Raw genomic sequence first — 25,920 nt, 5'->3', positions numbered from 1 at the left:
TACTCGAGCACCGGACTGGCGAAGCAACGACGAAATGCGACAGTTATCTAAACCGGACTTTTTAAACTTCCTCTCAATATACGTTTAAAAAGTCCGGTTTAGATAACCGAGCAGATCGAGGCACTGATGCCAGGAGAAGCGCAGTGTAGCTTTACTACTCGAGCACCGGACTGGCGAAGCAACGACGAAATGCGACTGCCATCTGAACCGGACTTTTTTAAACTTCCTCTCAATATACGTTTAAAAAGGAGGATTTAGATAACCGAGCAGGTCGAGGCGCTGATGCCAGGAGGAGCGCAGTGTAGCTTTACTACTCGAGCACCGGACTGGCGAAGCAACGACGAAATGCGACAGTTATCTAAACCGGACTTTTTAAACTTCCTCTCAAAAAAAGTCTAGACGGCTATAGTATAACCATCTAGACCCTATTCTTACTTCTCTTCTTTCAAGCTTAATTTTAAGTTCAGTTCTTCAAGCTGCGCTTCTGCAACTGGGCTTGGAGCTTCTGTTAATAAGCAGCTTGCGCTTGCTGTTTTCGGGAATGCAATTGTATCACGAAGGTTCGTACGACCTGCAAGTAACATAACAAGACGGTCTAAACCTAATGCAATTCCGCCATGTGGTGGTGTACCGTATTCGAATGCTTCTAATAAGAATCCGAATTGCTCTTGTGCTTCTTCTTGTGAGAATCCAAGTGCTTTGAACATTTTTTCTTGTACGTCACGTTCGTAAATACGAAGTGATCCACCACCAAGCTCATAACCGTTTAATACAAGGTCATATGCTTGTGCACGTGCTTTTTCTGGTGCTGTTTCTAATAGCTCAACGTCTTCACGGAATGGCATTGTGAATGGGTGGTGAGCTGCGAAGTAACGATCTGCATCTTCATCGTACTCAAGAAGTGGCCAATCAGTTACCCATAGGAAGTTAAATTTACTTTCATCGATTAACTCAAGCTCTTTACCTAAACGTAAACGAAGTGCACCTAAACTATCTGCAACAACGCTTTTCTTATCTGCTACGAATAGTAATAAATCGCCAGCAGTAGCTTCTAATGTACTCATTAACGCTTTTGCATCTTCTTCACCGAAGAATTTCGCAATCGGTCCTTTTAAGCCATCTTCTTCCACTTTAAGCCAAGCTAGACCTTTTGCACCGTATACTTTTACGAATTCAGTTAATGCATCGATGTCTTTACGAGAGTATTTGCTTGCAGCACCTTTTGCATTAATTGCTTTTACTTGTCCGCCGCTTTCTACAGCACTTGTAAATACTTTAAATCCACAATCTGCTGCAAATTCAGATAGGTCCGTTAGTTCCATTTCAAAGCGTGTATCTGGCTTATCAGAACCGTAGCGAGCCATTGCATCAGCATATTTCATACGAGGGAATGGTGCACTAACTTCTACACCTTTTGCATCCTTCATGACTTTCGTCATCATACGCTCCATCATATCTAAAATTTCATCTTGCGTTAAGAATGAAGCTTCGATATCGATTTGCGTGAATTCTGGTTGACGATCCGCACGTAAATCTTCGTCACGGAAACAGCGTGCTACTTGATAGTAACGCTCAAATCCGCCGACCATAAGAAGTTGTTTAAATAATTGTGGTGACTGTGGTAATGCATAGAATTCACCGTCGTGTACACGGCTAGGCACTAAATAGTCACGAGCTCCTTCTGGTGTGCTCTTCGTTAAAATTGGAGTTTCAACTTCTAAGAAGTCTTCTGTATCTAGGAAGTTACGAATTGTTTTCGTTACGTCGTGACGCATTTTGAATGTGTTAAACATTACAGGACGACGTAAGTCTAAGTAACGATATTTTAAACGCACATCTTCTGATGCATCTGTATCATCAGCGATAATGATTGGTGTTGTTTTCGCTGCATTTAATACGTTTACTCTCGTTGCTTGTACTTCAATACGACCAGTTGCCATATTGTCATTAATTGCGCCTTCACCACGTTCAACAACTGTACCTTCTACGTGTAATACGTATTCACTACGAATCGTTTCTGCTACTTCTAGCGCTTCTTTTGATGTTTCTGGGTTAAATACGACTTGCACGATACCTGTACGGTCACGTAAATCGATGAAGATTAATCCACCTAAGTCACGACGTTTTTGTACCCAACCTTTTAATTGAACTGTTTGTCCAACAGCTTCTACTGTTACTTTTCCACATGCATGTGTTCTTTCAGCCACTGTAAGTTCCCCCTATATTAATTTCTCTGCTACGTATGAAGCAAATACATCTAATGCTACTTCTTCTTGTCCGCCTGTTGCCATATCTTTTAAGTTAATGATACCTTTATCTAGCTCATCTTCCCCTAATACAGCTACAAATTTCGCATTTAAACGATCTGCTGATTTAAATTGTGCTTTCATTTTGCGATCTAAATAATCTTTTTCAACTGATAATCCAGCTTTACGAAGATTAAACGCAACTTTCGCAGCATGGTCTTTCGCTTTTTCACCAAGAGCTACAACGTAACAATCAATACTATGTTCAATTGGTAACTCAATGTTCTCAGCTTTTAGCGCCATAATTAGACGTTCAATACTCATCGCAAAACCGATACCTGGCATTTCTGGTCCACCGATTTCTTGTACAAGTCCATTATAACGGCCACCACCGCTTAATGTAGTGATAGCACCGAAACCTTCCGCCTCACTCATAATTTCAAAAACAGTGTGTTGATAGTAGTCTAAACCACGCACTAAGTTTGGATCTTTTTCAAATGGAACATCCATCATCGTTAATAGTTCTTGAACTTTGTCGTAGTATACTGCTGAATCTTCGTTTAAGTATTCTGTAATAGATGGTGCTGTACCCATTAATTCATGGTTACGGTCCTTCTTACAGTCTAAAATACGAAGTGGGTTCTTTTCTAAGCGAGATTGGCAATCAGAGCAGAACTCGCCGATGCGTGGCTCAAAATGAGCGATTAATGCATCGCGGTGCGCTTGACGGCTCGCTGCATCACCTAAGCTGTTTAATACAACTTTAATATTTTTTAAGCCCATGCCGCGGTAAAACTCTACAGCAAGTGCAATTACTTCTGCATCAATTGCAGGGTCGTTACTACCGATTGCTTCAATACCGAATTGCACGAATTGACGATAGCGACCTGCTTGTGGTCTTTCGTAACGGAACATTTGACCGATATAGTATAACTTTGTTGGTTGCGTTGCGTCACCGAACATTTTGTTTTCAACGTAAGAACGTACAACAGGTGCAGTACCTTCTGGACGTAATGTTAAACTACGTTCTCCACGATCTTGGAATGAGTACATTTCTTTTTGTACGATATCTGTCGTATCACCAACACCACGTAAAAATAGCTCAGTGTGTTCAAAAATTGGTGTGCGAATTTCTTTATAATTGTAACGACGGCAAATTTCGCGTGCTTGCCCTTCGATATACTGCCATAACTCAACAGTGCCTGGAAGAATATCTTGCGTTCCGCGTGGGATTTGAATAGACATATTCAGTTCCTCCTCAAATTGTTTTAATCTTAATAAAAATAAAAAAACTCCCGCCTCTACTGTTTGAACAGTAGGGACGAGAGTATTATACCCGTGGTGCCACCCTAATTGAAGCACGTATGCTTCCACTTTTTTAATAACGCTTAAATGTGCGTTCATCCCTACTAAGCATATATGCCGTTCAAGTTGAAACCTCTAGAGTGTCATTCAATCAGTCATCATGTAGAAATGTTTTCAGCCTAAGACATCTCTTCTCTTTCCATGTGTATCTCATTTACTCTTCTCTATCAACGGTTATATTCATATGTAAATATAAAATTACTATACGTTTGTTAAGTACGATTGTCAAGTGTTCTAAGAGCGTTCAATCTGCTTCTTAAGACGCTTTACATCTTGAAGAGAAATTCCAAACTCAGAAGCAAGCTCCATCGAAGTATTGTTTTGTTCTTTTGAAATAAAATCATGAAAATTCACGTTAAACAGTTGATTTGCACCGTTTGTAACAGAATGCCCTTTTTCATTCATACGCATACGTATATCCCTCACATTCAATATGGATGTTTTACTTTTTATTGTTCCATATTGATGAGGTAGTTATACGTATAAACGAATAACGTTATTCCATACCACTTTTATATAAATAATCCGCTCTTTGAATCATAAAGGTTGTTACAACCATTGCTATTATTACAAATACTACCCAAGTACTGTAACTTAGCACTGCGAAAGTAACTCCTAATGCATGTAAAAAAATAGCTAAGCTAAATCGCAATGAAAATTTCAAATCTTTAAAGATTGACCAATTCATATACTATCTCCCCTTTTCACACATACATCCGAATGTTTTTACCATTTTTTACATTATACTATATAATGGATAACCCAAGCTATTGATTCCAAATCAACATCAGCATTCGATTTATAACAATAATAGTTACCAATCCACTCGCCAGCATAGGATGCTTCAAATGATACAACGCTGCAACACCCGCTCCAAACATGATAATCTCTAACAATACATGCAATATACCTTGTACTTCTCATTCTGCATGCGGAGCTCCAAATAGCTCCCAAATGACTGCAACAACAATCGAAAAAATAATAGCAAGTGTAATTTTTATAGCCGTTATTGTTCCTACCCGAAATCCCCAGTATCCAACAATCCCAAGAACACATAACTCTAGCATAAAACGTAAAGTTATATTGAATTCTTGAAGCATGCTACACCTTCTTTTCCTTTTATTCCCCTTCGAATTAATCCTATGATAAAGTGAAACTTTAATCAGTGGGGGTTTTATTCATCCTCCACTGATTATCAGCCCTCACCAATTGGGCTTTTCCGGGCAGCCCGACCCCCACCTAACTTCTTTGCTTCCGCTGAATTTTGAGGTGGGGGTCTTACTGCCCACAAATAGCGGGATAAATGAACAAAATATACAACAAAGTATAAAAAAGAGAGGATTATATAATCCTCTCTTCTTGGGCCATACTATTTACTTTCTACAATTAAGGTCACCGGACCATCATTGATTAAAGAAACGTCCATCATTGCACCGAACTTCCCTGTTTCTACATGCAATCCTTGTTTACGAACTTCTTCATTAAAGAAATCGTATAAATGCTCTGCATAGTCAGGTTTCGCAGCATCCATAAAGTTTGGACGTCTTCCCTTGCGGCAATCGCCATATAATGTGAATTGCGAAATTGATAGAACTTGTCCTTCTACATCGAGTACAGAATGGTTCATCTTTCCGCTCTCATCTTCAAAGATGCGTAAGTTCGCGATTTTTTCCGCAATGTACGTTGCATCTTTTTCAGTATCTTCATGCGTAATGCCAACTAGTAATGTTAAACCGAATGGAATTTGTCCTACAATCTCACCATCTACTGTGACAGACGCCTCTTTTGATCGTTGTAAAACAACTCTCATCTTTTCTACACTCCCTATTAGTGCATCATACGTCGTACTGCATAAATTTCAGGAACACGTTTAATGCGTTCTACTACTTTTTTCAAGTGTTGTAAGTTACGAATCGAGATCGACATATTAATCGTTGCCATCTTATTACGATCACTTCTACCAGAAACAGCTGAAATGTATGTTTTCGTCTCTGTAACAGCTTGCAATACTTCATTTAATAAACCACGGCGATCATAGCCTGAAATTTCGATATCAACGTTGTATTCAATTTCTTTTTCAGGGCTACCTTCCCACTCTACTTCTAATAAGCGCTCTACAGCTTCTTCTGTATGAATATTTACACAATCACGACGGTGAATCGATACGCCCCGACCTTTCGTAATATACCCAACGATATCATCACCTGGAACTGGGTTACAGCATTTTGACAAACGAATTAATAAATTGTCAGCACCACTTACCTTTACACCAGAATCCCATTTTCGAATTTTCATCGGTTTACGAACTTCTTTAACTTCAACAATTTCTTCTTCTTCACGCTGCTTACGGAACTTGTCCGTTAGTCGCGTAACAATTTGCGACGCTGTAATTCCGCTATATCCAACTGCTGCAAACATATCTTCTTCATTTGCAAAATTAAACTTCTCAGCAACACGTTTTAAATTGTCAGGAGCTAACACTTCTTTCATCTCATACTCTAGACCACGTACTTCTTTTTCAACAAGTTCACGGCCTTTTTCAATATTTTCGTCTCTACGCTGTTTCTTAAAGAATTGACGTATTTTATTTTTCGCATGAGATGTTTGAGCAAGTTTCACCCAATCTTGGCTTGGGCCATACGAATGTTTCGATGTTAAAATTTCAATGATGTCACCCGTTTTTAATTTATAATCAAGGGTCACCATTTTCCCATTTACTTTTGCACCAATTGTTTTATTCCCGATTTCTGAATGGACACGATAAGAAAAGTCAATTGGAACAGATCCAAGTGGTAATTCCATTACATCGCCTTTCGGTGTGAAGACGAATACCATGTCAGAGAATAAATCAATTTTTAATGACTCCATAAACTCTTCTGCATTAGAAGCTTCATTTTGCCATTCTAATATTTGACGGAACCAAGTTAGTTTCTTCTCTAATGTACCTGTTGTTTCTGCGGTCTTTCCTTCTTTATACGCCCAATGTGCCGCGATACCGAATTCTGCAATTTCGTGCATTTCTTTCGTACGAATTTGCACTTCTAGCGGATCACCTTTCGGTCCAATTACCGTCGTATGAAGAGATTGATATAGATTTGCTTTCGGCATTGCAATATAATCTTTGAAACGACCTGGCATTGGCTTCCAGCAAGTATGAATAATTCCAAGCACCGCGTAACAATCTTTAATACTATTTACAACGACACGTACAGCTAGTAAATCGTAAATTTCATTAAACTGTTTATTTTGCAATGCCATTTTACGATAAATACTGTAAATATGTTTTGGTCTTCCAGAAATCTCAGGTTGAATGGAAACTTCTTTTAATTTCTCACGAATACCAGTCATTACTTCATCTAAATATTCTTCACGCTCTGCACGTTTACGCTTCATTAAATTTACAATACGATAATATTGTTGCGGATTTAAATAGCGAAGTGACGTATCCTCTAACTCCCATTTAATAGTACTGATTCCGAGTCTATGTGCTAAAGGTGCAAAGATTTCTAACGTTTCATTCGCAATGCGACGCTGCTTCTCTTGAGGCAAATGTTTCAATGTACGCATGTTATGAAGACGATCAGCTAGTTTAATTAAAATAACTCGAATATCTTGAGCCATTGCGATAAACATTTTGCGATGGTTTTCTGCTTGTTGCTGCTCATGAGATTTATATTTAATCTTTCCGAGCTTTGTAACACCATCGACAAGCATAGCGATTTCTTTATTAAATTCTCGCTCAATATCTTCTAATGTAATCTCTGTATCTTCCACTACATCATGTAAGAAACCTGCCGATACTGTAGCTGGATCCATGTGTAAATCAACTAAAATACCTGCAACTTGAATTGGGTGAATAATATATGGTTCACCCGATTTTCTATATTGTTCGCTATGTGCATCGCGTGCATATTCATAAGCACGTGCCACTAGCTCAATATCTTCAACCGCTAAATATTGACTTGCTTTCTCGAGTACCTGTTCAGCTGTTAGTACTTGCTCATTTGCCATCGAATCACCTTTTATTGAAAATTGACTTTGTATTTATTAAATAGAATAAATTATATTCTATCATTATAACCCAATGATTGTGAATTGTGAAAAGGAAAAGATTTTACTGACATTTCACCTTATTTTTTTGTTCAATTATACAAAAGTACCCGCTCCTCTCCAAGAGATTCACGGGTACTTTTTATCACCGTAGTTTTACCTATATAGTGATTAGTATTTTTCTAATACTAATACATCGTAACCATCTAACATTTTACGACCATCTAAGTAAGTAAGCTCTACTAAGAACGCAATCCCTGCTACAACTCCGCCAAGTTCTTCAACTAGCTTAATTGTTGCTTCAATTGTTCCACCTGTAGCTAATAGATCATCAGTAATTAATACGCGTTGACCTGGTTTAATTGCATCTTTATGGATTGTTAAAACATCTGTACCATATTCTTTGCCGTAGTCAACTGTAATTACTTCACGTGGTAATTTTCCTAATTTACGAACTGGCGCAAATCCTACTTCTAATGCATAAGAAACTGGGCAACCGATAATAAAACCACGAGCTTCTGGTCCTACTACAACATCGATATCTCTTTCTTTTGCATACTCAACGATTGCATCTGTTGCTGCTTTGTATGCTTTACCGTCGTTCATTAAAGGTGTAATGTCTTTAAACACAATACCTTCTTTCGGATAATCCGGTACAATTGCGATATGTTGCTTGAAATCCATATTTCTGAATCCTCCTCAGATATAAAAGGTTTGTAAATACAAATCCTTTACCCTAACTGTTCTACTTATTTATGATTACGAATCGTTTCAAACCATGTATATAGTTGCTGATATGTGCTATAAACCAATTCTTTTTCTAATTGTAAGTGGTTCATTTTCTCACGATATGTGTTCGATTCAATTAAATCACGCTTTTGTTTTTGTTCGGCCATAAAAATGACACCGTCTTTTATTGTAACAAATTCTAACTCAAAAAACACCTGTGTCATGAAATTTACTGTATCTTTTGACCAACCTTTATGGCGACATAGTTGTTCCCCATATTGTCTTAAAGAAAATGGTGATTTTTGGTTTAAGAAAGAATAGTACCATTTAAAATGTTCCCTCGTTGGGACTGTACTAAATAGATGATTGTTCTCTTGATAAAATAACGTATAGATTCTAGATGGGAATCCTACTTTAAATAAGTCACGTAATTCATCTGTTCCTTTTGGCAAATCGAGTAACACGATGTATTGATCATCTAAATGAGTTACCTCTGATGCATGCACAAGATGTTCTTTATAGTCTTCTAAAGAAAACTTATTCAATACCTCTTCAGAAAAATACACCATTGTTATTTTTTCTTTCGGAAGTTCTGCTAAATTTGCTTCCACATTACGCATACTACGCCAATCAAATAATTGCCATGCCTCTACAGCAATATCTTGTACCATTAATTGTGGCTTCTTAAAATTATTCCATTCATTAATGGATGCCTCTCCTATTACAGATACCTTAGCAACTGGCGAAATTTCTTTTGCATACGCACCAAATCCGAATCCAATTGTATCCAGTGTTGCCTGTCCGTCACGAAGTGCCATTTTCAAATGTGAACCATCTGATCCGATTGCACGAATACTTTCTAATTCAGCATTTTTCACTGCAAGACGTGGTTTCGGATTTCCAACACCAAATGGCGCTAACTTTTGCATATCCTCAATTGCTGCAAGTGTTACATCTTCCACTTTACAAAATGTATCAACTGCTGTGATTGGAATAAAATCCGCTTCTGTTAAAATTGCATCCGCTTGCGCATTTAAGCGGCGACGTAACTCATCTACATCATTCATATGTAGCGTCATTCCCGCGGCCATCGGATGCCCTCCGAAGTGCGGTAATAACTCTCTACAATCCGACAAGTTTGCAAACAAATCAAATCCCGCGATACTACGTGCTGAACCCTTTGCTGTTTCTTTGACAGGATCAATGCTTAATACAATTGTTGGACGATAAAAACGTTCAACTAATTTAGAAGCGACAATTCCAATTACACCTGGATTCCAGCCTTCTTTTGCAAGCACTAACACTTTATTTTCTTCTGATGGGAATTTATTTTCCACTTCAGCGATAGCCTCTTCTGTAATTTGCTTTACAATATCTTTTCGAAGTTTGTTCAGCTCATCAATTTCTTCAGCCAGTTCTTTCGCTTCCTCTGGGTCATCTGATAATAATAGGTGTACAGCCGGCGTAGCATCTTCTAAACGCCCAACTGCATTAATACGCGGTGCGATTGAGAATCCAATGCTTTCTTCTGTAATTTCACTTTGCGAAACGTTAGCAACTTTAAACAATGCCTTTAAACCAATATTTTTCGTCATCCGCATATGTTTTAAACCGCGCTTCACTAGCAATCTATTTTCGCCATGAAGTGATACTAAATCGGCTACCGTACCGATTACTGCAATTTCTAATAAATGTTCTGGCACACGACCTAATAGTGCATGCGCAACTTTAAACGCAACACCTACACCGGCTAAATAATGAAACGGATACACACCGCCATCTAGTTTTGGATGAATAATCGCGAGTGCTTCTGGTAATTCTGGCGGTGGCTCATGGTGATCCGTAATAATAAGATCTATTCCAAGTTCCTTCGCTACCTTCGCTTCATGTACCGCTGCGATACCAGTATCGACAGTAATAATAAGTGAGAACCCTGCACTATGCGCCCAACGAAACGCTTCTTCGTTCGGTCCATAACCTTCTGTAAAACGGTTTGGAATATAAAATTCTACCTCTGCACCTAATTCTTGCAGAGCAAGATATAAAACCGTTGTACTACTTACTCCGTCCGCATCATAATCACCAAATATTAATATTTGCTCTCCATTTTGAATCGCCTTATTTACACGTTCTACCGTTCTATCCATTCCTTCTAATAAAAACGGATCGTGAAATTCTTGATTTTCTGTATTTAAAAAATCTAAAATCTTATCTTCTGTATCTAATCCTCTACCGAGGAATAACGAAATGACAAGTGGTGACAATTGTAATTTATTTGCTAATTCACTCACTCGCTCTTCATTATATTCTTTTTCTTTCCAACGCGTCTTCGGTTGTAACACGAAATCACCCCTTAACCTGTTTATTATACAAGACAGATTAAGGGGTGACAATATAATGCAAACTACGATGCAACATCTATATACTAAAATGTTAATGATATTTAATTTGGAGAATACGGATTTATATGTACAAACACATTTTGTACATTATCTTGTTTCATAAGCGTTTCTTTCACATGCTTTCCAATGCTATGTCCTTCTTCTACAGTAATGTATGGATCTACAGAAACTTTAATATCGACAATAACATAATGACCATGTTCTCTCGCATATAAAGAACCGATTTTTTTCACACCATTTACTTGCAGGACAGCTTCTCTAAGCGGAATAACATCTTCCTCATGAAGTACATGATCAAGCGTTGCATGAATCGCTTCCGCCCCAATACTCCACGCCATCTTTGCAACAAGGAGTGAAACAAATAACCCCGCAACCGGATCCGCATATACAAGCCAATCTAAACCTAGCTTACCACCGATAATAGCTGCACAAATACCGATTAAAGCTGCAATTGAAGAAAATACATCCGAACGGTGCTCATATGCATTTGCAATAATTGCATCACTATTTACCCTCTTCCCTAATCGAAATTTATATTGAAACATTCCTTCTTTCACGACAATCGAAAGAATAACAGCAAAAATCGTAATTCCTTTCGGTGGTTCTAGTTCTTGCGAAAAAGCTTTTATAGACGAAATCGCTATCTCGATTCCCACAATAAATAATAATACTGCAACAATAATCGCTGAAATCGATTCCGCTTTACCATGACCGTACGGGTGATCTTCATCTGGTGGTTGCTTTGCTGCTCGCAATCCAAAAAGTACAGCTAGCGAACCAATTACATCTGATGCAGAATGCACCGCATCCGCTAATAGTGCTTTACTGTTCCCGATATAACCAATTACCGCCTTTACAATCGCTAATATAATATTACCAACGATCCCGACAATAGCACCAAACTCGGCCTGTTTAAAACGTTCATCTTTTTCCATAATTAAAATCCCTTCTTTTCTTAACCTATCTTGTTATCCCGATTTATTGTATCAAAAACAACGATAACATCACCACTTTCTTCCATCTTTCTTCTGTAAAAAGTTGCTATCTTATTGTATCCACAAACGAAAAAAGAGATGCCTCCTAATGAGGCATCACCTTTTTATACTTGCGGTTCAGATACTTCTTTCTCAACCTTCTTCTTGTTTTTGCCCTTTTTCAAACGACGGTTTTCAAGCATTAACCAAATTTGAGAAGCAACGAAAATAGAAGAGTACGTACCTACAACTAATCCAATTAATAACGCAAGTGAGAAGTTACGCAGTGATTCACTACCGAAAATAAGTAGTGCAATTACTGGGAACAACACTGTTAAAACAGTATTAATTGAACGACCAATTGTTTGACGAATACTTGAGTTTACGATTTCTTCTAAATCTTTTAAATCGCGAACTCGTTTTTTCTGTTTGTATAATTCACGGTTTCTATCAAACGTAACGATTGAGTCATTGATAGAGTAACCAATAATGGTTAATACCGCAGCGATAAACGTTAAGTCTACCTCTATTCGGAAAAGACTAAATACAACAATCATAACGAAGGCATCATGTAATAATGCGATTACTGCAGATACTGCGTACGTAAGACGGAAACGAATACTTACGTATAAAACGATTACTGCAGAAGCAATTAATACTGCGATAAATGCATTTCGTGCAATCTCTTTACCGATTGTCGGTGAAACTGTACTTACATTCGGATCTGTACCGTATTTATCGTGGAAGAATGTTTTCGTTTTCGCAATTTCATCTTTTGATAGAACACCTAATGTACGAACTGCGAAACCTTTATTGTCATCTCCAGTCGGTACAATATTTTCTTCCTTCACATCGATTTTCAATTCTTTAAAATCTTTATGAACATCAGCAACAGTAACTGCTTGTTTTGATTGCAAGTCGATACGTGTACCACTCGCAAAGTCAATACCAAGATTCATTTTAAAAATCGGTAATATAATTGCCCCAGCAATTACGACTACAATTGAGAATAAGAAGAATTTATGACCGATATTTACGAAGTTAATACGATCAAATCTCGTTGGCGGATGTACTACACCTTTTGTTAATGGAATAATATCCTTTTCCTTAACACCAAAATAAGATTGTTTTTTATCGAAGTAACGGCTCTTTACAAGTAAACCTAGTAAGAAACGAGTACCGAATACGTTCGTAATGAAACCGACTAAAATACTAACAATTAAACTTGTTGCGAAACCTTTTACAGAACTATTACCGTAAGCAAATAATACACCGGCTGCTGCAATTGTTGTAATGTTCGCATCTAAAATTGTCGCTAATGAACGATGGTTACCAGCACGAAATGCTGACATCATTGACTTACCAATTTTCAGTTCTTCCTTTAACCTCTCGTACGTAATGATATTCGCATCAACTGCGATACCTACCCCGAGCACTAATGCCGCAATACCTGGCAACGTAAGAACCGCATGCATCCAGTTAAAGACAAGTAATGTAACGAAAATGTATAAACCTAACATAATAACCGCTACAAGCCCTGGTAAACGGTAGAATACAAGCATAAATAAGAAGATAATAGCAATACCGATTGCACTAGCGAAAATCGTTTGCTCTAATGCTTGTTGACCAAATTTCGCTCCAACAGATGTTGAATACATTTCTTTTAAATCAACAGGAAGTGCACCTGCATTTAATAAAGATGAAAGTTCTTTCGCACTTTCAACTGTAAAGTTTCCACCTACGATAGATACTTCAGCTTGGTTAAACACTTGGCTTACTGTTGCTGCTGATAAAAACTTCGGATTCGGTTTTGCAGATTCTGCTTTATACGAATCTTTTCCTTCTTCAAAATCAAGCCATATTACCATTAAATTCGTTGGTGGTGGCATTTTTGAAATTTTTTCAGTTACATCACGGAATTTTTCAGCGCTTTTTAATGTAAGACCTACGCTCGCACGGCCTTGCTCATCAAATGTTTGCTTCGCTCCGCCGCCTTTTAAATCCGTTCCATCCATAAGAAGATTGTCATCTACATCACGGAAAGTTAATTTCGCTTGTGTTGATAACATTTCACGTGCTTTTTGCTGATCTTGTACACCAGCAAGCTGTACCCGAATTCGATTTTCTCCTTCAATTTGGATGTTCGGCTCACTTACACCGAGAACATTGACACGATTTTCAAGAGCACCTACTGTACTTACAAGTGCCTCTCGGTCAATTTTATCGCCTTTTTTGGCTGGTTTTACTTCATACAGAACTTCAAAACCACCGCGAAGGTCTAGTCCTAGACTAATTCCTTTTGCTATGTCTTTTCCTGCCGCACCAATTACGCCACCGATTAATAAAACGATGAGGAAAAAGGCGGCAATTCTCGTACCACGCTTTGCCATATGTACCCTCTTTCTGCTACTAACACTTTCAATAAATCTCTTACGATTCACTGCTATACGTGTGCATACACCTAGTTAGTAGACTTCCTTTCTATAAAATACATTTGTTTTTTGCTAGTTCATCACTAGCTGTGTCGGTAAACCTTACGCAATACCTACACTTTCATTATTTATTTTTCTTCTTCACTACCTCCTTTACATATAATCTTAGACATCGTTATTTCCTCTTTATCAATACCTATCATTATACTGCAAAAGGAAGAACAAACCAATTGCAGTCAGTTATTTATTTTCATACTCATCAAATGACCAAAGTGGCGCTTGGTATGCTTCAACAGTTAAATATGTCATATATTCATTAGGTGTTATTCTTAATACATCGTTCACTAATTCATACAACCTAACATTACTGTCTATCTTTTTCCATTTTTTCACTTTAAGAAACTTCCAAATGTCATCATCTGTCACTCTGTCATAACCGAACATTTGAAACTCCTCTACTTTACTAACTAAAACGACTTGTAACTGTCCGCGGTATGATTCTACCAAATCTTCTTTTTCTAACATACGTAACATCTCCTTATAATTTCAGCACGAAAAGTCGCTTTTATTCCCGCTCTAATGGACAGCAATAACTACTTTCAAGAGCACTATCATACTTCACTCTCTTAAATGCTTGTCATTCTTGTCTCGTACGTGCATATAAATTATTGTAAATCATTCCACTGATTTTGAGAAGGTAGGAGAAGACCATGACGAGACAAAGCTTTTTAAAAGGCGCATTTATTTTAATGATTGCCGGCTTTATTACCAAAATCCTTGGATTTATTAACCGGATTGTAATGGCACGTATACTAGGAGAAGAAGGCGTTGGCCTTTATATGATGGCCGTTCCCACATTCATTTTAGCAATTACATTAACACAAATCGGTCTTCCTGTCGCAATCGCAAAATTTGTAGCAGAAGCGGAAGCGGTGAACGATAAACAAAAAATAAAAAAAATATTAACCGTATCACTAGCTGTCACTTCCTTTATTAGCATCATTTTAACAATTGGCATTATGCTCCTCACACCTATTTTAGCGAAAACATTATTAACCGATGAAAGAACGTACTATCCATTAATGGCCATTTTACCTGTCGTTCCTGTTATTGCTGTTTCTTCTGTTTTACGCGGTTATTTCCAAGGGAAACAAAATATGAAACCTAGCGCTTATGCTCAAGTGATCGAACAAGTTGTCCGCATTACAATTATCGCTGTATGTATTCGAATATTTTTACCTTATGGCGTAGAATATGCTGCAGCCGGCGCTATGTTATCAGCCGTTCTCGGCGAAATTGCATCCTTATTATTCTTACTCACTTTATTCCAACGTGAAAAACACTTATCTATACGCTCTAGATTTTTCACTACCGTAAAGGAGAGCAAAGGTACATTTTATTCTCTTATGGATATTGCCCTTCCAACTACAGGAAGTCGTTTAATCGGTTCTGTTTCTTATTTTTTTGAACCTATCGTCGTTATGCAAAGTTTAGCAATTGCCGGTGTTGCCGCTTCTGTCGCAACCCAGCAATACGGTATATTAAACGGTTATGCATTCCCGCTCCTATCACTACCCGCCTTCATTACATACGCTCTTTCTACAGCGCTCGTTCCTTCAATTAGTGAAGCAATGGCAAAAAGGCAACATAAATTAGTGGAGCACCGTTTACAACAAGCACTTCGAATTTCATTAATTACTGGTGGGTGGTCTGTCGTTATATTATACGTATTCGCTTCCCCTGTTTTAACTCTTATGTACGGATCAGACAGCGCAACAGCATTCATTCAGCTACTTGCACCTTGCTTTTTATTTCATTATTTTCAAAGTCCACTTACATCTGTATTGCAAGCTTTAAATTTAGCACGCGCTGCTATGATGAACACATTTATTGGCGCCATCGTGAAATTAATCGTTATTTTTGTACTAGCTTCAAAGCCAGAATTTCAAATGATGGGGGTTGCTCTCGCTATTGCAGCAAATATAGTAACAGTAACATTCCTTCACTACGCTACCGTTTTAAAAAAGATTACATTTACCATTTACGCAAAAGACTATATTTTCGGCGGACTTGCCATCGGTATTGCAGGTGCCTTCGGTTTTTACCTTCATAAGTATATTATTTTCTCTCATTCTCTTGGTATACAAACATTATGGGAAATCACTTTAACAACAATTGTTTATGTCGTTCTCCTCTTCATCTTTAAACTAATTCGAAAAGAGGAGTTACGTCGCCTCCCTATCATTCGTAAACTTTCATTTTTGAAATAAAGTAAAACTTTCATTAGCGAGACTTTTCCAGGCTTACTATTTAAAATGGTAAGCCTTTAGTTTTCTTTCAAATCAACAAAAAATTGTCCATTTTGAAAACTACAGTATAAAATTTGTGTTATATCGTTATAACCTAAGTTTTTTAGTTTTTCAATGAGCCATTCGTCTGTATGTTCAATCATTTGCAAATGATTAGATTGAATTTCTCCATCAATAATTAATGGGAGAGTAAAAATAGGCGTATCATTTTTACTCTTTTTACTTTTTTGTTTTTGAAAAACGGATAACTTCCCTGATGGTTCCAAAATAGCGTATTCCACATCCCGCACGTCTCCGACCCCTTGCTCCCTTAATTGCATCATTAAATCATCTATGTTATAGCGCTGTTTTCTCATCTTTTTTTCATCAATTTTCCCCGCATTTATAAGAATAGCAGGCTCCCCTTCTATTAAATGCCGAAATCGTTGAAACTTCAAAGAAATAACCGACAAAATGATTTGTATGCACATAAGGAAAGTCATCGGAACTAATTGATGCCAAAGTGATTTATCTGTATTTTCAATTGCTACTACAGCCATTTCACCAAGCATAATGAATACGACTAAATCTAATACACTTAGCTCTCCAATTTCACGTTTACCCATAAGACGGAAAATAATTAAGATAATGATATACAAAAGCATCGTCCGGCCAATTATCGATACCCATTCCATTTCTACATCTCCTTTTTTACTTATAGATTCCCCTATAGAAAAGAAAATAGTCTAACTTAAGCAAAAGAGAAATATGCTTGTATTAAAAAGGGGGAATGCATAAATGGATGGAACGAAAAAATTATCAACTGCAATTGGTTTCGGTATTATTACCCTACTAATTCTCGCATCTATTACTAGCATGGTTATGGCTCTATTATTAAAGTTTACGAACATGAATGAAGGTACATTAATCGTCACTATTTTGATACTAGCTCTTTTATCTATGCTTATGTCTGGGTTTATTGCTGGTAAAAAAGCACAAGGGAAAGGTTGGCTAGTAGGTTTTACAACAGGACTCACATTCGCCATACTCGTTTTTCTAGTTAACTATTTAGGCTTCTCTCAAACTTTATCGAACTCACAGTTACTTTACCAATTGGCATTAATGGGCGCGAGTACACTCGGTGGTATTTTCGGTGTAAATATGTCAAAGCAAAATAATTAAAAAAAGGCCCTGCACATTTCATGCAGGGCCTTCCTCATTAGTTTTTCACAACCTCACGAATCGCATTGCGATCGAAAGTTAAGTGTGCACCACCAGATTTAACAACGATTTTCGTTTCATCTACTGATTCGATTGTACCGTGTAAGCCACCAATTGTTATGATAGCATCACCTTTTGCTAATTCGTTTTGCATTTGAGCAACTGCTTTTTGACGCTTTTGTTGCGGGCGAATTAATAAGAAATAGAAAATCGCAAACATCGCAACGATCATAACGATATTCATCATACCTGCATTCATCTTTTGTTCCTCCTTTTAAATTATGTATTAGAAGTTTTTAGCATTCGGTTTATTAAAGCCATACTGTTCAAAGAACTCTTCGCGGAAATCGCCAAGACGGTCTTCACGAATAGCTTGTCTCACCTGCTCCATTAAGTTTAACAGAAAATGAAGGTTGTGATAAGACGTTAAACGAATTCCGAACGTTTCATCACATTTCATTAAGTGACGAATGTACGCACGAGAGTAATTTTTACATGTGTAGCAATCACAATTAGGATCAAGCGGACCGAAGTCTCTTGCGAATTTCGCATTTTTTACAACTAGACGGCCTTCACTTGTCATACATGTACCATTTCGAGCGATACGAGTTGGAAGTACGCAGTCAAACATATCAACGCCGCGAATTGCCCCATCAATTAACGAGTCAGGAGAACCTACTCCCATTAAGTAACGTGGCTTATCATCTGGAAGAAGTGGTGTTGTAAACTCAAGCACACGATTCATAATATCCTTCGGTTCACCAACAGATAAACCACCTATAGCATAACCAGGGAAGTCCATTGAAACAAGGTCTTTTGCACTTTGGCGACGAAGCTCTTCAAACTCTCCGCCCTGTACGATACCGAATAAACCTTGATCTTGTGGACGTTCATGCGCTTTTAAGCAACGTTCTGCCCAGCGGCTTGTACGTTCTACAGATTTCTTCATATATTCAAAAGTAGCTGGGAACGGTGGACACTCATCAAATGCCATCATAATATCTGAACCTAATGCATTTTGGATTTCCATCGCTTTTTCTGGTGATAAGAATAATTTATCTCCATTTAAGTGGTTACGGAAGTGAACGCCTTCCTCTTCAATACGGCGGAAGTCACTTAAACTGAATACTTGGAAACCACCAGAATCCGTTAAGATCGCACGGTCCCAGTTCATAAATTTATGCAAACCACCTGCTTCACGAACAATTTCGTGACCTGGACGTAGCCATAAATGATACGTATTACTTAAAATAATGCCAGAATCCATTGCTTTTAATTCTTCTGGTGACATTGTCTTAACTGTTGCAAGTGTACCAACTGGCATGAATGTTGGTGTATCAAATGAACCGTGCGGCGTGTGTACACGACCTAAACGCGCACCCGTTTGTTTACAAGTTTTAATAAATTCATAACGAATTGCTGTCATAATTTACTCCTTTTATTTGTTTCTCATTTTAGCGTGAGATGCAACGAACATTGCGTCACCAAAGCTAAAGAAACGATATTTTTCTTTTACTGCTTCATTATAAGCATGAAGTACATTATCTCTATTTGAAAATGCACTTACAAGCATAATTAATGTTGATTTCGGCAAATGGAAGTTTGTAATTAAACCATCAATTGCTTTAAATTCATATCCTGGGTACATAAAAATATCTGTCCAGCCAGAAGCTGCGCAAAGCTTACCACTATGATCAGTCGCAATCGTTTCTAACGTACGAGTTGATGTCGTACCTACAGTAATAATACGTCCACCATTCTCTTTCACACGATTTAATAATGCCGCTGTCTCTTCAGACATATGGTAATATTCTGCGTGCATATGATGCTCTTCAATCGTATCTGCAGAAACTGGTCTAAATGTTCCAAGCCCTACGTGAAGTGTAATAAATGCTAACTGAACGCCTTTTTTCTTTAACTTCTCAAGTAACTCTTCTGTAAAGTGAAGTCCCGCTGTCGGCGCTGCTGCTGAACCGATTTCTTTCGCATATACTGTTTGATAGCGATCGCGATCTTCCAGTGTCTCTTTAATATATGGAGGAAGTGGCATTTCCCCAAGTTCATCTAAAATTTCATAGAAGATGCCGTCATATGAAAATTCAAGCTGACGTCCACCTTGATCTGCAGTCCCTGTGCAAGTTGCTTTTAATTTCCCTTCACCAAAAGAAATTACAGTTCCTTCTTTTACACGTTTCGCTGGCTTAACAAGCGTTTCCCACTTATCGCCTTCCTCTTGTTTCAAGAGAAGCACCTCAATGTGTGCGCCTGTATCTTCTTTCACACCGTGCAAGCGAGCAGGCATAACTTTCGTTTCATTTAAAACTAAGCAATCCCCTTCGTGTAAGTAAGAAAGAATGTCCGTAAAATGTTTATGCTCAATATCACCAGTTTCACGGTCTAACACCATTAATCTTGATGTTTCACGATCCTCTAACGGGACTTGTGCAATAAGTTCTTCTGGTAAATGAAAATCAAACAGATTAATATCCATAACTGTATCCACCTATTTCTTATTTGAATCGATTTATTATATACATAATAAAAGATAATGCAATACTTAACACAATACATGTAATGATAGGAAAATAAAAGGTAACGTTACCTTTTTTCACAAAAATATCGCCTGGAAGCCTTCCAATGAACTTCCAAGCTAAGCCAACAACAATGAGTAAGATACCTGCTGTTATAAGCAATTTCGGTATCTCCGTCATATTTTTGGCATCTCCATTCCGAAATGTTCATACGCAAGTGGCGTTACGATTCGGCCTCTTGGCGTTCGTTGTAAAAAGCCAATTTGTAATAAATACGGCTCATACACATCTTCAATTGTATGAGATTCTTCTCCAATCGTTGCCGAAACTGTCTCTAACCCAACTGGGCCACCACGGAATTTCTCAATTATACCGAGCAATAATTTATGATCAATATGATCGAGTCCTAATTTATCTACCTGCAGTAGTTCTAATGCCATTTGTGTAATTTCCATTGCAATTGTTCCGTCGCTGCGAACTTGTGCGAAGTCACGTACACGTCGTAATAAACGATTCGCAATACGAGGTGTACCACGGGCACGTCTTGCAATTTCTAATGCGGCTAACGAATCAATTTCCACTTCGAATACTTCCGCTGTACGTTCAACAATCGCAGAAAGCTGATCCACTGTATAATACTCTAATCTTGAAAGTACACCGAAACGGTCACGAAGCGGTGCTGATAATGCTCCAGCACGTGTTGTCGCTCCAACTAATGTAAATGGAGGTAAATCTAAACGTACAGACCGTGCTGACGGTCCTTTTCCAATTACGATATCAAGGCAAAAATCTTCCATCGCAGGATATAGTACTTCTTCAATTGATCTATGCAAACGATGAATTTCATCAATAAACAATACATCTCCAGGCTGAAGTGCTGTTAATACCGCTGCTAAATCTCCTGGTCTTTCAATTGCGGGACCTGACGTCGTTCGAATGTTAACACCCATTTCATTGGCAATAATATTCGCAAGCGTCGTTTTACCAAGTCCAGGTGGTCCATATAAAAGTACGTGATCTAACGTTTCTTCACGCATTTTCGCCGCTTCAATAAACACTTCTAAATTATGTTTCGCTTTATCTTGGCCAATATACTGACGGAGCGTCTGTGGCCGTAATGAATACTCTAAATCCGCATCTTCGTATCCAGATTCCCCTGAAAGGAGACGTTCGTCCATTATACTCACCTCTTACCATTTAGTAAAAGACTAAGTGCCTTTTTAATATATTGATCCGTCGTTAATGATTCTTTTAATAACTCTGGTACAACACGAGAAACTTCCCGTTCTGCATAACCAAGTGCACGCAGTGCTTCCAGTGCTTCATCAAGTTCAACTGAGGAACCTTTCTTCTCATCAAAACTTTCAACATCTGAGAACAAATCAACAAATGCATCTGGTACAACATCTGCTAGTTTTCCTTTTAAATCTAAAATCATTTGGCGCGCTGTTTTCTTTCCGACGCCCGGGAATTTCACTAAAAACTTCTCATCTTCATGTTCAATCGCTTGAACGACCTGTCCTGTTTGACCAGAAGCTAAAATTGCAAGAGCACCTTTTGGCCCAATGCCAGACACACCTAACAATTTTGTAAATAATAAACGCTCTTCACGTGTTTTAAACCCGTAAAGTGCCATAATATCTTCTCTCACATAATGATATGTATAGACACGGATTTCTTGCTTACTTCTTTGAAATACATACGGATTTGGTGTGAAAATTTGGTAGCCAATTCCATTATGGTCAATTACGACATATTCCGGTCCTACATACTCCACGTAACCTGTAACATATTCAAACAAAATACGATCTCTCCCTCTTAAATCATGTATTCCATTTTAACATATTTAATGATGGAAAAGCGAGACTACCCCAACAAATGTTCTCTGTTTAAAACTTCTGTTATTTTCCATTGACAGAAAGGATAAAGCACCTTAATATACAGAAGTCGATAATGATTATCAATACTAATTAAAGGGGTTACATCAGGATGAAACGTAAGTTATTTATTTTATTAACTATTATGCTAGTCGTTCTTTCTATCGTTGGCTGTTCTTCTCAAAAAGAAGAGTCAAAAGCAAAAGAACAACCGAAAACAAAAGTTGTGAAACACGCTAAAGGGGAAGCTACCATTCCAGTAAATCCAAAGAGAATTGTTGACTTATCTGGATCAACAGAAGAGTTATTACTTCTTGGACACAAACCTGTTGGTACAGCAAATACATATAAAGATAAAATCCAAAACCACTTAACAGACAAGCTAGATGGCGTAAAAGCAGTTGGCTGGTACTGGGCACCTAAAGTTGATTTAGAAGCTGTTACAGCTTTAAAACCGGACTTAATTATTTTAAATAATCGTCAATTAAAAATTTATGATCAATTAGAAAAGGTTGCACCGACTGTTGTTCTAGAAACTAACTTAGAAGACTGGCGCGGTAAGTTTAAAGAAGTAGGTAAACTATTTGATGAAGAAAAGAAAGCTGACAAATGGATTGCCGACTACGATAAAAAAGCAGACTCTTTATCTAAAAAAATTAAAGAAAAAACAAAAGATGAAAACTTTATGTTTGTCGCAGTTACACCACAAAACTTCCGTGTATACGGTAGCTTCGGATACGGTGACATCATCTTTAACGACTTAAAACTTCCAGCAACAAAAGGTACAGATTTAAAACAAACAATGGCACAAGTATCATTAGAAGGGCTTGTTGCATTCCAACCTGATCAAATGTTTATTGTAAACTTCGGCGGCGAGGCAGATAAAGTGTACGAAGACTATAAAAATAGTGCCGTTTGGAAAGACAATAAAGCAGTAAAAAACAATCACGTATATGAAGTATCGAATGAAATCTTCAATACGAAAGCATTCAATCCAATTGGAAAAGATATGCTAATTGATGAAATCGCAAAAGAAATTTTAGCTAAAAACAAGTAAGAAAAAGCAGCTCACCATGAGCTGCTTTTTTTCTTATTTTGCACTGCATATTGCTTCATTTTTTCAATCGTCTTCACAAAACTCTCTTTTGATTTTATACGAATACCACGCTTCAATTTCGCACGCTCATAACTCTCAAGCTTTTTCATGTCAATTTGAAAGAAGGAATGAATCGCATTATCATTTTTCGGTACACCCTTGAAAATTTGTAATATCCCTTCCTCTGAAACACCAAAATAACCGCTCGTCTTCAATAAGGGAGAAATATCGTCCACTTTCTTTTGCAATACAATTTGTACATCATCACGATCAACGAGTTGCCATTCTTTATATTGCTGTAAAAACTTTTCTAAATCCGCTACTTTTTCTGTAAATATTTCTTCACTTACTTCTCCATCAACATACATACGCTCTAATAAAATTGTAACTTCAGGTTCTTTTTCTGTTACTTCTGGTACTGGCCCTTCCGCCCTCACACTCGTTTCATAAGCTAAACAAAACATCATAACGAAAGCTTGTACTGCAATCAGTATCCACTTCATTTCCATTCACCTCTTTTAGGCAAAATCAAACTTTCATTAGTAGTTTTGCCGGAAGTGGAGGTTTTATCCATATAAACAACCATATTACATTTCTCTCAAAAATAAAAAATGCAGATAAGGTTTTATCCTTATCTGCATTAGCATTTATTTGTATATAAAATGAAAGACGCCTGCAAAGCAGGCGTCTTGATGCGTTTACGGCGAGAGACCAGGCGACCACATTCGCGTGTTTAGCACTTAAGCATATCTCTCGTCTTACGTAAATTAGCTCATCGCTTTGCTAATATAACATTAATAATGTATAAGTGCAACATATTTATAAAAAATATTTTATTTCCTTTTTTCTCTAAACAGATTAGATGTAAATTATAAATTAATTAATGCAATATATACACGTTACAATGTATACACTAGAGAAATCATAATAAACAGGAGATGGATATTATGAAAAAAATAATGGATGAACGTCTCATTCTTCAAACGCTGAAAAACATACGTATTGTCTTTCTTTTTCAATACATTGGCGTAGTTGGAATTTTAGGTTATATCAGATTCACTGAAGGAATGGATCAAATTACGAAATCTCCATTGTGGCTATTATTTATGCTTACGAGTATTTTACTTGCTTATTTACAGTTAAGTGTTTCAATCGATGTAGAAGAAGGCGAAAAAGAAATAAAATTAACTCCTTATTACAAACTTGTCGTACGCTCTCTTATTGTAGCAACTATCATAGTTATTATTTATATCATTTTCAGTCCAGAAAGACCTCCGTTTGAAGCACTTCTAACAGGTAGTATTTTCTTCATATGCTTTTTAGTTTCTTATTCCGTCAGTTATTTTATTAAAAAACGTCGTTTACAAGATAACGATGAATAAAGAGGAAGGGCAATCCCTTCCTCTTTTGTTTTGCTATCGCACTGTACCAGTTAAACCGTAACGAATGTCTCGGAACATATTCACTATGTCACGATTAAAATCGTTTGTAACGGTACCATTACGTAAACGTGTATTCATTGCATCGACACGAGTAAACATATCATTTCTTACAGAAACGTAAACATTTCTGTTTCCAACTTCATTTGCAACAGCTTGGCGAATTTCGTTTGCAAGCGCTGTTTCATTCGATACTGGATTACGTGGTTTTACCGCAATCGCTACGTCGTTTCCATATACAACTGTAGACACACGGTCTACGTTATTCATACGTTTCACACGATTTGTAATTTTTTCTGCAGTTTTACCATCATTGTTAATGTATGAATTGTTCATTGTAATATTACGAGTTGGATGCGGATTAGCAATTTGCCCGTTGTAATTTACATCACGGTAATAATTATTATATCCTGTATCGTTACGACCGTTTCTATATGTGACATAATCTGTATAACGATCGTTACGTGCTACATTATCACGATACTGATGTGTATCATTATAAGATGTACGCTCGTAATTGTAGTTACGTCCATCCATCGCATTGTTATCTTTTGGTGTACCACATGCAGCTAATGCACTGGTAACTAACAAAGAAGCAGCAATCACTTTTACTTTCGTATTCAATACAAAAACCCCCTCTGTTAGAATGAACTTCTCTTCTGAAAAGCTCCCTCTTATGATGAGTAACAGAGAAGGTTTTTACACTGTTAATATTTCACTGGGAATTTTCTAACACTTAATGTAAATCTTCCGTTTTTAAAACAATTCTACATACAAAAAAGGTGGGAATAATCCCACCTTTTTTTAAACTTCTTCGTCGTCCTCTTCTTCTGCGACGGGCTCTCCAAATACATTTGGTGGATCTGGTTGATAGTACATCGTTCCTGGCTGTGGTGCATATGCAGACTGAGTTGGTTGATAATATAAAGGATTAGCGTATTGTGGACCCCCAGGTTGTGGACTATATAACCTACTCTCTCCTCCGCATCCACAATCTTCCTCACCTTGTATGAGTGGCGGCATATTATTATCCATCGGCATCATATTTGGATTTGGCATAGACGTATATTGCGGCCCAAACGGCGCCCCTTGCTGATACGGCATATTGTAATATGGGTTTTGTTGTTGATAATACGGATTCGGCGGCATCATCGGCTGTTGATACGGCATTTGATATGGCATCATATTCGGTGGTTGATTGTTATCCATGATCGGCATCATATTCGGCATTTGATTGTTATCCATAATCGGCATCATATTCGGCATTTGA

Annotated in this window: 24 protein-coding genes, 1 pseudogene and 1 other annotated feature; of the genes and pseudogenes, 4 read left to right on the top strand and 21 right to left on the bottom strand. The window is 37.5% G+C overall.

The window, feature by feature from the left end:
- Window positions 1–431: 431 nt before the first annotated feature.
- From aspS to JDS95_RS11030, 12 genes and pseudogenes are all read right to left on the bottom strand, one after another.
- On the bottom strand, window positions 432–2,207 hold the full coding sequence (aspS, locus tag JDS95_RS11085) for an aspartate--tRNA ligase (RefSeq protein ID WP_000840918.1): 1,776 nt from the start codon (window positions 2,205–2,207) through the stop codon (window positions 432–434).
- Window positions 2,208–2,219: 12 nt separating this feature from the next.
- Complete coding sequence (gene hisS / locus JDS95_RS11080; protein ID WP_085450603.1) at window positions 2,220–3,491, bottom strand: histidine--tRNA ligase; 1,272 nt, start codon at window positions 3,489–3,491, stop codon at window positions 2,220–2,222.
- A gap of 69 nt (window positions 3,492–3,560) precedes the next feature.
- Window positions 3,561–3,791 (bottom strand) — a binding site (T-box leader).
- A 54-nt stretch (window positions 3,792–3,845) separates the two neighbouring features.
- Window positions 3,846–4,022 carry a hypothetical protein gene (locus JDS95_RS11075; RefSeq protein ID WP_001242605.1) on the bottom strand — a complete coding sequence of 59 codons (177 nt, stop codon included), beginning with the start codon at window positions 4,020–4,022 and terminating at the stop codon, window positions 3,846–3,848.
- An 85-nt stretch (window positions 4,023–4,107) separates the two neighbouring features.
- Window positions 4,108–4,299, bottom strand: a complete 192-nt coding sequence (locus tag JDS95_RS11070) for a hypothetical protein (RefSeq protein ID WP_001104580.1) — start codon at window positions 4,297–4,299, stop codon at window positions 4,108–4,110.
- A gap of 79 nt (window positions 4,300–4,378) precedes the next feature.
- A pseudogene (locus tag JDS95_RS11065) lies at window positions 4,379–4,711 on the bottom strand (YrdB family protein).
- 269 nt (window positions 4,712–4,980) lie between these two features.
- Window positions 4,981–5,421 (bottom strand): D-tyrosyl-tRNA(Tyr) deacylase, encoded by a 441-nt coding sequence (locus tag JDS95_RS11060; RefSeq protein ID WP_001266954.1) that lies wholly within the window; start codon window positions 5,419–5,421, stop codon window positions 4,981–4,983.
- Window positions 5,422–5,438: 17 nt separating this feature from the next.
- Window positions 5,439–7,622 carry a GTP diphosphokinase gene (gene relA, locus JDS95_RS11055; RefSeq protein ID WP_001262805.1) on the bottom strand — a complete coding sequence of 728 codons (2,184 nt, stop codon included), beginning with the start codon at window positions 7,620–7,622 and terminating at the stop codon, window positions 5,439–5,441.
- A gap of 210 nt (window positions 7,623–7,832) precedes the next feature.
- A complete protein-coding gene (locus tag JDS95_RS11050) occupies window positions 7,833–8,345 on the bottom strand; it encodes an adenine phosphoribosyltransferase (RefSeq protein WP_000346217.1) in 513 nt (170 codons plus the stop codon).
- Window positions 8,346–8,410: 65 nt separating this feature from the next.
- Window positions 8,411–10,732, bottom strand: coding sequence for a single-stranded-DNA-specific exonuclease RecJ (recJ, locus tag JDS95_RS11045; protein WP_144467574.1), 2,322 nt, complete (start codon window positions 10,730–10,732; stop codon window positions 8,411–8,413).
- A gap of 101 nt (window positions 10,733–10,833) precedes the next feature.
- Window positions 10,834–11,727, bottom strand: a complete 894-nt coding sequence (locus JDS95_RS11040; RefSeq protein ID WP_000409732.1) for a cation diffusion facilitator family transporter — start codon at window positions 11,725–11,727, stop codon at window positions 10,834–10,836.
- A gap of 164 nt (window positions 11,728–11,891) precedes the next feature.
- Window positions 11,892–14,156, bottom strand: a complete 2,265-nt coding sequence (secDF, locus tag JDS95_RS11035; RefSeq protein ID WP_085450576.1) for a protein translocase subunit SecDF — start codon at window positions 14,154–14,156, stop codon at window positions 11,892–11,894.
- A gap of 282 nt (window positions 14,157–14,438) precedes the next feature.
- Window positions 14,439–14,723 carry a post-transcriptional regulator gene (locus JDS95_RS11030; protein WP_000890217.1) on the bottom strand — a complete coding sequence of 95 codons (285 nt, stop codon included), beginning with the start codon at window positions 14,721–14,723 and terminating at the stop codon, window positions 14,439–14,441.
- A gap of 185 nt (window positions 14,724–14,908) precedes the next feature.
- Between JDS95_RS11030 and spoVB the strand changes: the two genes are divergently transcribed.
- On the top strand, window positions 14,909–16,468 hold the full coding sequence (spoVB, locus tag JDS95_RS11025) for a stage V sporulation protein B (protein ID WP_085450575.1): 1,560 nt from the start codon (window positions 14,909–14,911) through the stop codon (window positions 16,466–16,468).
- A gap of 56 nt (window positions 16,469–16,524) precedes the next feature.
- On the opposite strand, the gene JDS95_RS11020 is transcribed toward spoVB, so the two are convergent.
- The gene (locus JDS95_RS11020) at window positions 16,525–17,181 is read right to left on the bottom strand and encodes a DUF421 domain-containing protein (RefSeq protein ID WP_000455378.1); all 657 of its coding nucleotides are present in this window, start codon (window positions 17,179–17,181) and stop codon (window positions 16,525–16,527) included.
- Between the two features lie 103 nt (window positions 17,182–17,284).
- Here JDS95_RS11020 and JDS95_RS11015 point away from each other — a divergent pair, with 103 nt between their 5' ends.
- Window positions 17,285–17,668, top strand: a complete 384-nt coding sequence (locus tag JDS95_RS11015) for a TIGR04086 family membrane protein (protein ID WP_085450574.1) — start codon at window positions 17,285–17,287, stop codon at window positions 17,666–17,668.
- A gap of 37 nt (window positions 17,669–17,705) precedes the next feature.
- Here JDS95_RS11015 and yajC read toward each other — a convergent pair whose 3' ends face one another.
- Genes yajC through ruvA form a run of 6 tightly spaced genes read right to left on the bottom strand, consistent with a single transcriptional unit; the run spans window position 17,706 to window position 22,039 of the window.
- Window positions 17,706–17,966, bottom strand: a complete 261-nt coding sequence (yajC, locus tag JDS95_RS11010) for a preprotein translocase subunit YajC (RefSeq protein ID WP_000991114.1) — start codon at window positions 17,964–17,966, stop codon at window positions 17,706–17,708.
- 27 nt (window positions 17,967–17,993) lie between these two features.
- Window positions 17,994–19,133, bottom strand: coding sequence for a tRNA guanosine(34) transglycosylase Tgt (gene tgt, locus JDS95_RS11005; protein WP_000125368.1), 1,140 nt, complete (start codon window positions 19,131–19,133; stop codon window positions 17,994–17,996).
- Between the two features lie 12 nt (window positions 19,134–19,145).
- Entirely contained in the window at window positions 19,146–20,198 is a 1,053-nt protein-coding gene (gene queA / locus JDS95_RS11000) for a tRNA preQ1(34) S-adenosylmethionine ribosyltransferase-isomerase QueA (protein ID WP_000354012.1), read from the bottom strand.
- 19 nt (window positions 20,199–20,217) lie between these two features.
- The gene (locus JDS95_RS10995) at window positions 20,218–20,418 is read right to left on the bottom strand and encodes a DUF2905 domain-containing protein (protein WP_000136158.1); all 201 of its coding nucleotides are present in this window, start codon (window positions 20,416–20,418) and stop codon (window positions 20,218–20,220) included.
- On the bottom strand, window positions 20,415–21,416 hold the full coding sequence (gene ruvB, locus JDS95_RS10990; protein ID WP_085450573.1) for a Holliday junction branch migration DNA helicase RuvB: 1,002 nt from the start codon (window positions 21,414–21,416) through the stop codon (window positions 20,415–20,417). Before ruvB ends, JDS95_RS10995 begins: the two co-directional genes overlap by 4 nt.
- A 5-nt stretch (window positions 21,417–21,421) precedes the next feature.
- The gene (ruvA, locus tag JDS95_RS10985; protein ID WP_000464514.1) at window positions 21,422–22,039 is read right to left on the bottom strand and encodes a Holliday junction DNA helicase RuvA; all 618 of its coding nucleotides are present in this window, start codon (window positions 22,037–22,039) and stop codon (window positions 21,422–21,424) included.
- A gap of 188 nt (window positions 22,040–22,227) precedes the next feature.
- Here ruvA and JDS95_RS10980 point away from each other — a divergent pair, with 188 nt between their 5' ends.
- Complete coding sequence (locus tag JDS95_RS10980; RefSeq protein ID WP_144467573.1) at window positions 22,228–23,172, top strand: iron-hydroxamate ABC transporter substrate-binding protein; 945 nt, start codon at window positions 22,228–22,230, stop codon at window positions 23,170–23,172.
- An 11-nt stretch (window positions 23,173–23,183) separates the two neighbouring features.
- On the opposite strand, the gene JDS95_RS10975 is transcribed toward JDS95_RS10980, so the two are convergent.
- Window positions 23,184–23,714 (bottom strand): BofC C-terminal domain-containing protein, encoded by a 531-nt coding sequence (locus JDS95_RS10975; RefSeq protein WP_000871204.1) that lies wholly within the window; start codon window positions 23,712–23,714, stop codon window positions 23,184–23,186.
- 444 nt (window positions 23,715–24,158) lie between these two features.
- On the opposite strand from JDS95_RS10975, the gene JDS95_RS10970 reads away from it, so the two are divergent.
- A complete protein-coding gene (locus JDS95_RS10970) occupies window positions 24,159–24,593 on the top strand; it encodes a hypothetical protein (RefSeq protein ID WP_000723274.1) in 435 nt (144 codons plus the stop codon).
- 33 nt (window positions 24,594–24,626) lie between these two features.
- Here JDS95_RS10970 and JDS95_RS10965 read toward each other — a convergent pair whose 3' ends face one another.
- The gene (locus JDS95_RS10965) at window positions 24,627–25,274 is read right to left on the bottom strand and encodes a YhcN/YlaJ family sporulation lipoprotein (RefSeq protein WP_001093524.1); all 648 of its coding nucleotides are present in this window, start codon (window positions 25,272–25,274) and stop codon (window positions 24,627–24,629) included.
- Window positions 25,275–25,920 lie beyond the last annotated feature (646 nt).

The organism is Bacillus cereus group sp. N24 (assembly GCF_016483345.1).
Classification (GTDB): domain Bacteria; phylum Bacillota; class Bacilli; order Bacillales; family Bacillaceae_G; genus Bacillus_A; species Bacillus_A toyonensis.
The sequence above is the reverse complement of the archived record's forward strand: the minus strand, read 5'-3'. Positions and strand labels throughout refer to the sequence as shown.